This window comes from Streptomyces sp. NPDC002690, assembly GCF_053592415.1.
Genome location: NZ_JBSFVR010000352.1, coordinates 1 through 7813 on the forward strand (window position 1 = coordinate 1; position 7813 = coordinate 7813).

4 protein-coding genes and 1 pseudogene are annotated in these 7813 nt (G+C 73.8%); all 5 read left to right on the plus strand.

The features are described from left to right. Window positions 1–775, plus strand: a pseudogene (locus ACWD3D_RS30065) (DNA polymerase III subunit gamma and tau); the annotation flags it as partial. A gap of 129 nt (window positions 776–904) precedes the next feature. Beyond that, window positions 905–2164, plus strand: coding sequence for a phosphoribosylamine--glycine ligase (purD, locus tag ACWD3D_RS30070; protein ID WP_451463914.1), 1260 nt, complete (start codon window positions 905–907; stop codon window positions 2162–2164). Window positions 2165–2668: 504 nt separating this feature from the next. Continuing rightward, entirely contained in the window at window positions 2669–4582 is a 1914-nt protein-coding gene (locus ACWD3D_RS30075) for a hypothetical protein (RefSeq protein WP_451463915.1), read from the plus strand. A 581-nt stretch (window positions 4583–5163) separates the two neighbouring features. After that, window positions 5164–6621, plus strand: coding sequence for a N,N-dimethylformamidase beta subunit family domain-containing protein (locus ACWD3D_RS30080; RefSeq protein ID WP_451463916.1), 1458 nt, complete (start codon window positions 5164–5166; stop codon window positions 6619–6621). 186 nt (window positions 6622–6807) lie between these two features. Beyond that, window positions 6808–7722, plus strand: coding sequence for a phosphoribosylaminoimidazolesuccinocarboxamide synthase (locus tag ACWD3D_RS30085; RefSeq protein WP_451463917.1), 915 nt, complete (start codon window positions 6808–6810; stop codon window positions 7720–7722). The last annotated feature ends 91 nt before the right edge of the window (window positions 7723–7813 follow it).

The window sequence follows — 7813 nt, forward strand, 5'->3', positions numbered from 1 at the left end:
CAGGCCACGTACATCGTCGACAAGCTGGGACTGGAGGACGGCTCGAAGAAGGGCCCCTTCAACATCGAGCTGTTCGCCGGCGCCCGCTCCGGCAGCTCCCGTCGCCCCGGCGTCCGCCGCGCCGACCGGGGGGCAGGACATGGCACAGGGTGCCGGGCAGGTGCGGAGCATCTGGCCGGAGATCCTGGAGGCGGTGAAGAACCACCGCCGCTTCACCTGGATTCTGCTCAGCCAGAATGCCCAGGTCACCGGGTTCGACGGCACCACGCTCCAGATCGGTTTCGCCAACGCGGGCGCTCGCGACACGTTCGCGAGCAGTGGCAGCGAGGCGGTGCTGCGCCAGGCGCTCGCCGAGCGGTTCAACGCGCAGTGGCGCGTCGAGGCGATCGTCGATCCTTCCGGTGGCGGTGGCCAGCCGATGCAGGGTGGTGGCGGGCGGCCCGGTGGCGGCGCCCCCGCGTACCAGGCCCCGGCGTACCAGGCCGCGCCCCCGCAGTCGTACGAGCAGCGGCCCGCGCCCGCCCCGGCGCCCCAGCAGCCCCAGTCGTCCCCGCCGCCTCAGCAGTCCCAGCAGTCCCAGGGTGGGCAGGGAGGTTCCGGGCCCGCGTCCGGGGCGTACGAGCGGTCCGCGCCCGAGCCGGTGCACACCGTCGCGCCGGAGGACGACACCCCGGAGGCCGACGACCCCGACCTCGTGGACTCGGCGCTCTCCGGCCACGAGCTGATCGTCCGCGAGCTCGGTGCCACGGTCGTGGAGGAGTTCACCAACGAGTAGCGCGGGCGGGGGAGCGGGCTCCGGAGGGGGCCTCCGGGCGCCTGCGCCGCGTCGCCGGCCGCCGGAGCCTCCCGTCCACGGACCGGCGGCCGTCGAGGCCCCTCGCCCCCGGCGGTTAGGCTGCACCCCGTGAAGGTCCTCGTCATCGGCGGCGGCGCCCGCGAACACGCCCTGTGCCGCTCTCTTTCCCTCGACCCCCAGGTCACCGCTCTGTACTGCGCTCCCGGCAACGCCGGTATCGCGGAGGTGGCCGAACTGCGCCCCGTCGACGCGCTCGACGGTGACGCCGTCGCGCGCCTCGCCGCCGAACTGGGTGCCGGGCTGGTGGTCGTCGGCCCGGAGGCGCCGCTTGTCGCCGGGGTCGCCGACGCCGTGCGGGCGGCCGGCATCCCCTGCTTCGGCCCGTCCGGTGAGGCGGCGCGGCTCGAAGGGTCCAAGGCGTTCGCCAAGGACGTGATGGCCGGGGCCGGCGTCCCGACCGCGCGGAGCTACGTCTGCACCACCGCCGAGGAGATCGACCACGCGCTCGACGCCTTCGGCGCCCCGTACGTCGTCAAGGACGACGGACTCGCCGCCGGCAAGGGCGTCGTCGTGACCGACGACGTCGAGGCGGCCCGCACCCACGCGCTCGCCTGCGACCGGGTCGTCATCGAGGAGTTCCTCGACGGTCCCGAGGTGAGCCTCTTCGCGATCACCGACGGCACCACCGTGGTGCCGCTCCAGCCGGCCCAGGACTTCAAGCGCGCCCTCGACGGCGACGAGGGCCCGAACACCGGCGGCATGGGTGCCTACTCCCCGCTGCCGTGGGCGGACCCGAAGCTGGTCGACGAGGTGCTGGAGACGGTTCTCCAGCCCACCGTCGACGAGCTGCACCGGCGCGGTACGCCGTTCTCCGGCCTCCTCTACGCGGGACTCGCGCTGACTTCGCGCGGCGTGCGCGTCATCGAGTTCAACGCGCGCTTCGGCGACCCCGAGACCCAGGTGGTCCTGGCCCGTCTGAAGACCCCGCTCGCTGGTCTGCTGCTCGCCTCGGCCAACGGCACGCTGGACGAGGTACCGCCGCTGAACTGGCGCGAGGACGCCGCCGTCACGGTGGTCATCGCCTCGTACAACTATCCGGACACCCCCCGCACCGGCGACCCGATCGACGGCCTCGCCGACGTGGCGGCCCAGGACGCCCCGCACGCGTACGTCCTGCACGCCGGGACGAAGGCGGACGGCCGTACGGTCCTGAGCGCGGGCGGCCGGGTCCTGTCGGTGACGGCGACCGGCCCGGACCTCGGCAAGGCCCGCGAGCGCGCCTACGCGGCCCTCGGCCGCATCCGCCTCGACGGCTCCCAGCACCGTACGGACATCGCGCAGAAGGCCGCGGAGGACGCAGGGGCCTGATACCCGCCCCCCCCGGACCTGGTCCCGCACGGACCGGGCCCACCCCGCCCGACCCGGTGGCGGCCGAGTGGCATCTCGGCCGCCACCGGCGTTGTGCGGGGTCCATCGGTGTGTCCGCGGGGCCGCGGACAGCTTCCGCAGGCCGCACCGGCGTTTCCGCGGGCCCAGCCGTCACCGGACCGTCCGACGCGACACGAGCCGCAGGACGCGCTTCGGGTTGCGCCCCGGATTGCGCTTCCGGTGCGCCGGAGCACGCCCCGGCGTAGGAGCTGTGCGCGCGGGGACAAGGGCTTGCCCATCCATGGCGATAAGTCAGCAGCTTTACCCAAAGCCATTCCATCGGGTGACGGCTGAGCCATCCGGATGACGCCCGAGAAACCCCCAACTAGGGTGCGGCGCAAGGATTCCGGCACTTGGCCCACTGACATTGCGATGTCCGAGGGCGGTGCCACAGTGGGGGAGTGAGCAACACCGTCGCGGGGGCAGAGGGGGTGACTTCCGGTCGTGTCCGGTACGGAGACTGGTGAGGACCTGGGCATGCGGGCCGCCCGGGCGCGGGCCCTCGCACTGCTGCGCATCCGCAGCCGTGCGGTAGCGCTGGCGATCCTGCCCGCAGCGGTGGCCGTGGTCATGATCGCCGCCACCGCGCAGGGGCATTTGTCCGGTGTCGGCTGGAACACCGCCCGTTGGGCGGTGGGCGCGACGGCCGTCGTGTTCCTGCTGCTGGCGGCGGGGGTCGCCGTCACCGTCGCGCGGGCCCGCCCGGCGCTCAGCCCGACCGTCGCGGTGGACGAGAAGTCGGCCCCCGACCTCTACCGGCTCGTGCGCGAGCTGGCCGACCGCATGGGCGTGCCCGCGCCCTCGGCGATAGCGCTCACCCCCGACTGCGACAGCTGGCTGGAGGACCGCACCCACCCGACGGTGCGGAGCGGGTCCGCCGCCGGGACCAAGGAGCAGGCCGGTGAGCGGCGCGACCGCGAGCGGGCGGCGCCGGTGCTGGTCATCGGGTCGCCGTTCCTGTGGTGGATGCGCGTCGGAGAGCTGCGCGCGGTACTCGCCCCCGTGGTCGCCGGTACGGGCCTGGCCGCGCACCCCGACATAGCCGCCGCCCGGAGGTTCGTCCGTGGTCTGGACGGCGTCGTCGCGGACGCCGGGGGCCCCGGAGCCGGGTCCGCGCGGTCAAACGTTTCGCCCTCCGGCGTGTTCGGCCGGCTGCCGCGCGCCTTCACCGGCTGGGCGGCCCGGCTGATGCTCCGCAGCTGTCGCGGGCACGCCGCCGAGATGGAGCGGTGCGTCGCGCTCTCCGCCTCGCTGCGCGCTCAGGGCGTGGACTACGGCGTACGGGCGGTCGCCCAGGAGCAGGTCGGGCTCGTCTACGCGGGCTGGGACCGGTTGCTGACCCGCGTCGCACTGCCCGCCTGGCGGATGGGCCGGTGGCCGGCGCGGCTGGACGCGGGGGTGGTGTCCGCGCTCACCGAGCTGTCCCGGCGCGACCGGCTCGCGGAGGGGTTCGCCGCGCGCTTGGGCGAGCGCCCCGCCTGCGATCTCCTCGAAGAGCCCGGCCTCGCCGACGAGGCCGCTTCCCTGCTCGCCGCGCGGCTCTTCCACGGCGGCCCGGCCCAGGGCGGCGAGTGGTCGCCGGTCGACTGGCAGCGGTATCCGGAGGAGGTCGTCGACCGGAAGTGGCGCACGGAGGCCGCCCGGCTGCACGGCGTCATGGACTCCCTCGCCATGGACTCCCCCGGCACGGCGGCTCCCGGCACGGCGGGCCCCGGCACGGCGGCTCCGGGCGCTGCGGCCCCAGGTCCCGGCTCTCCGGCGGGAGGCCCGGGTGCGGTCGCGCCCGTTCCTGGCGGTGCTCCCGTTCCTGGCGGTGCTCCCGCCGTACGCCCCTCGGCCGTCCGTACCGTCGACGCCGGGGCGCCGACGCTGGCCCGGGTCATCGACCACCTTGCGGCCCGGGGCGGCGGCGAGGAACTCGCGGCGGCCGTGGGGGCAGCCGTCGCCCGCGAGGAGGCCGCGGAGGCCGCCGCGCGCGCCGGGGCGTCCGCCACCGGTTCGGCGAACGGCGCGACGGACGGCACGGGCGCCGGCACGTCGAACGGCCCGGCCGTCGATCCGCTCGACCTCTGGGGTCCCGGCCCGCTCCCGCTCTTCCCGCTCCAGCCGCCCCGCACGGGCACGGAGCTGCTCGCAGACCACGTCACGGCCATGGTCTGCTGCGCGGCCGTGGACACGGCGGGTGCGGCTCCCGGCCTCGACTGGCTGGACGGTCCCGCCCTGCTGGTCGACGGGGCGCGCCGGACGGATCTGGGCACTCCGGTGCTCAGCCTGGTGGAAGACGGCGACGCGGAGCCGTTGCGTTCCTGGCTCTCCGAGCTGGGCATCCGGGAGGACAAGCCGGTCCGCCTGGTCTGACGCCCCGTCCCGCCCAGACCTGTCCCGCACAGCCCGGCCCGACTCCCACCCCTCCCTGCTCATCCCGGCTGCCCAGCCTCGCCCGACCCCTTCCCGTCCCATCCCATCCCATCCCCGCCCGGCCCCGCCCGACTCCCGTCCGGCCCCGCCCGACTCCCGTCCGGGCCGCGCCGGTGGGGTACCCGCCGCGCGTTCGGCCACGCCGGCGAAGCCCGGCGCTCGGGCTGGTCCGTGCGCCCCGCGCGGACCCAACACGCCCCCCGGATACGGAAATGTGTCCCAGTCCGCCGCAACAGGCCCTCTGTATACGGAAATATGGCACCGTGTACGCAATCGGTCCGCGCACGCGGTGCCGGAAGGGCCCTGCCCCGCGCCCCGCGCACGCGCCGTCGTCCGGCGCGCACCGCCGTGCGCGCGCTGGCGCGGACCCCGGTGCGGGCCCAATACCCGGAAGGCTAGGTTCCGTTCACGTCAATTCACGACGAACGGTGACGAGCCGCATGCGTTATGTGATGTGCTGGGATCAGCCCTGACACAGGGCGCACCAGAGTGGTACGGGGGACGTGAGGGAGGGGCCGATCATGGGGGCGGAGCACAGTCGCCGATGGGAGTCGGGTGCCCTCGCGCACGCCGTGAGCGATCCGTTCGGGCAGGGGCCGTTGCCCTGGCTGCGCGGGAGCGAGAACTACTTGAACGACACGGGGCAGGTCGTCCCCTGGTACGCCGACCCGGACCTGGGGCGCAGTGGCGGTGGCCCGCGCACGGCCGATGACGTGCACCGACAGGTGAAGGGTTTCGCGTCGCCCGGGGCGGCGGCGCCCGGGGAGGCCATCGACTTCCACATCACGGTCGACCCGCCGCAGCAGTTCTACGTGGACATCTACCGCATCGGCCACTACGGCGGCGACGGCGCCCGGAAAATCACCACCAGTCCGCGCCAGTCGGGCATCGTGCAACCTCCTCCGCTCGCCGCCGACAAGACTGTTTCCTGCCACCATTGGTGGCTTTCCTGGCGGCTGCAGATCCCGGCCCTCTGGTCGGTGGGCGCCTATGTCGCCGTACTGACCACCGTCGACGGCCACCGCTCGCACGTCCCGTTCACGGTCCGGGACGACCACCCCGCGGATCTGCTGCTGTTGCTCCCGGACATCACCTGGCAGGCGTACAACCTCTATCCCGAGGACGGCCGGACGGGTGCCAGTCTCTACCACGCGTGGGACGAGAAGGGCGGGCTGCTGGGCGAGGAGGAGGCGGCGGTGACGGTCTCCTTCGACCGCCCGTACGCGGGCGCCGGGCTGCCGCTCCACGTCGGCCACGCCTACGACTTCATCCGCTGGGCCGAGCGGTACGACTACAGCCTCGCTTACGCGGACGCCCGCGATCTGCACGCCGGCCGTGTCGACCCGGGCCGTTACCGGGGCCTGGTCTTCCCCGGACACGACGAGTACTGGTCCGTCCCGATGCGGCGCACCGCGGAGCTGGCGCGGGACACCGGGACCTCGCTGGTCTTCCTCTCGGCCAACACCATGTACTGGCAGGTGTCCCTCGCCGCGTCCCCGTCCGGGGTGCCCGACCGCCTGCTCACCTGCCGCAAACGGCAGGGGCCGGGGAGGCCCGCGCTGTGGCGGGAGGTCGACAGACCGGAGCAGCAGTTGCTCGGCATCCAGTACGCGGGCCGGGTGCCCGAGCCTTCGCCGCTCATCGTGCGCAACGCCGACCACTGGCTCTGGCGGGGCACCGGGGCGGGTGAGGGCGACGAGATCGCCGGACTGGTGGCGGGCGAAGCCGACCGGTACTACCCGCGTACGGCGTTGCCGGAGCACGAGCAGCGCATTCTGCTCGCACACTCGCCGTACGAGGACTCCGAGGGGGCCCGGCGCTACCAGGAGACCTCGCTCTACCAGGCGCCTTCCGGGGCTCTCGTCTTCGCTTCCGGCACGTTCGCCTGGTCTCCGGCGCTGGACCGGCCGGGGCACACCGACGAACGTATCCAGCAGGCCACCGCCAATCTGCTGGACCGGATCTGCAAGCGGGACTGAACCCGACCCGCCGACCCGGCGCGACGGACTTCGACCGGGCACGACCGTGTACGACTGAACTCGACGGCGCGCGACCAACGGCCCCGCCCGGGGCGCGACCCCACCGGACCGCCCCACGCGGCGAGCCGGTACCGGCATACGGGACAATCGGTCCGCGACCCTTGGATCAACCTACGCGGAGGCAGCGTGTCCGGTTTCGTAGAAAAGCCCGAGCCCGTCCAGGTGCCGGGCCTCACCCACCTGCACACCGGCAAGGTGCGTGAGCTGTACCGGAACGAGGCCGGCGACCTGGTGATGGTCGCCAGCGACCGCATCTCGGCGTACGACTGGGTGCTGCCGACGGAGATCCCGGACAAGGGCCGGGTGCTGACCGCGCTGTCGCTCTGGTGGTTCGACCAGCTCGGCGACCTGCTGCCGAACCACGTCATCTCCACCGAGGTGCCCGCCGGCGCCCCCGCCGACTGGGAGGGACGCACGACGATCTGCCGTTCGCTGCGGATGGTCCCGGTCGAGTGCGTGGCGCGCGGCTATCTGACCGGCTCCGGTCTCCTGGAGTACAACGACTCGCGCACGGTCTGCGGCATCGGCCTCCCCGAGGGGCTCGTCGACGGCTCCGAACTGCCGGGCGCGATCTTCACCCCGGCGACGAAGGCCGCCGTGGGCGATCACGACGAGAACGTCAGCTACGAGGCGGTCGCGAAGACCGTCGGCGTGGAGACGGCGACGCTGCTGCGGCAGACGACGCTCGACGTGTACCGGCGGGCCCGGGACATCGCGCACGGACGCGGGCTCATCCTGGCCGACACCAAGTTCGAGTTCGGCTTCGCGCCCGGTGCGGACGGTGTGGACGAGCTGGTCATCGGCGACGAGGTGCTGACCCCGGACTCCTCGCGTTTCTGGCCGGTGGCCGATTGGGAGCCGGGCCACGCCCAGCCCTCGTTCGACAAGCAGTTCGTCCGCGACTGGCTGACCTCGCCGGCCTCCGGCTGGGACCGCAAGAGCGAGACCCCGCCGCCCGCGCTGCCCGGGGAAGTCGTGGACGCGACCCGCGCCAAGTACGTCGAGGCGTACGAGCGGCTCACCGGCCTCAGCTGGGAGTAGCCCGACCCGCACCGGCCCGACCCCGCACCGGCCCGACCCGCACCGGCCCCAGGACCTCCGATGAACACCTCGGCGATCACGTCATCCGGGT

Coding starts and splice junctions, on each gene's coding strand:
- ACWD3D_RS30080 (WP_451463916.1), top strand. CDS start 5,164: ATGGGGGCGGAGCACAGTCGCCGATGGGAGTCGGGTGCCCTCGCGCAC.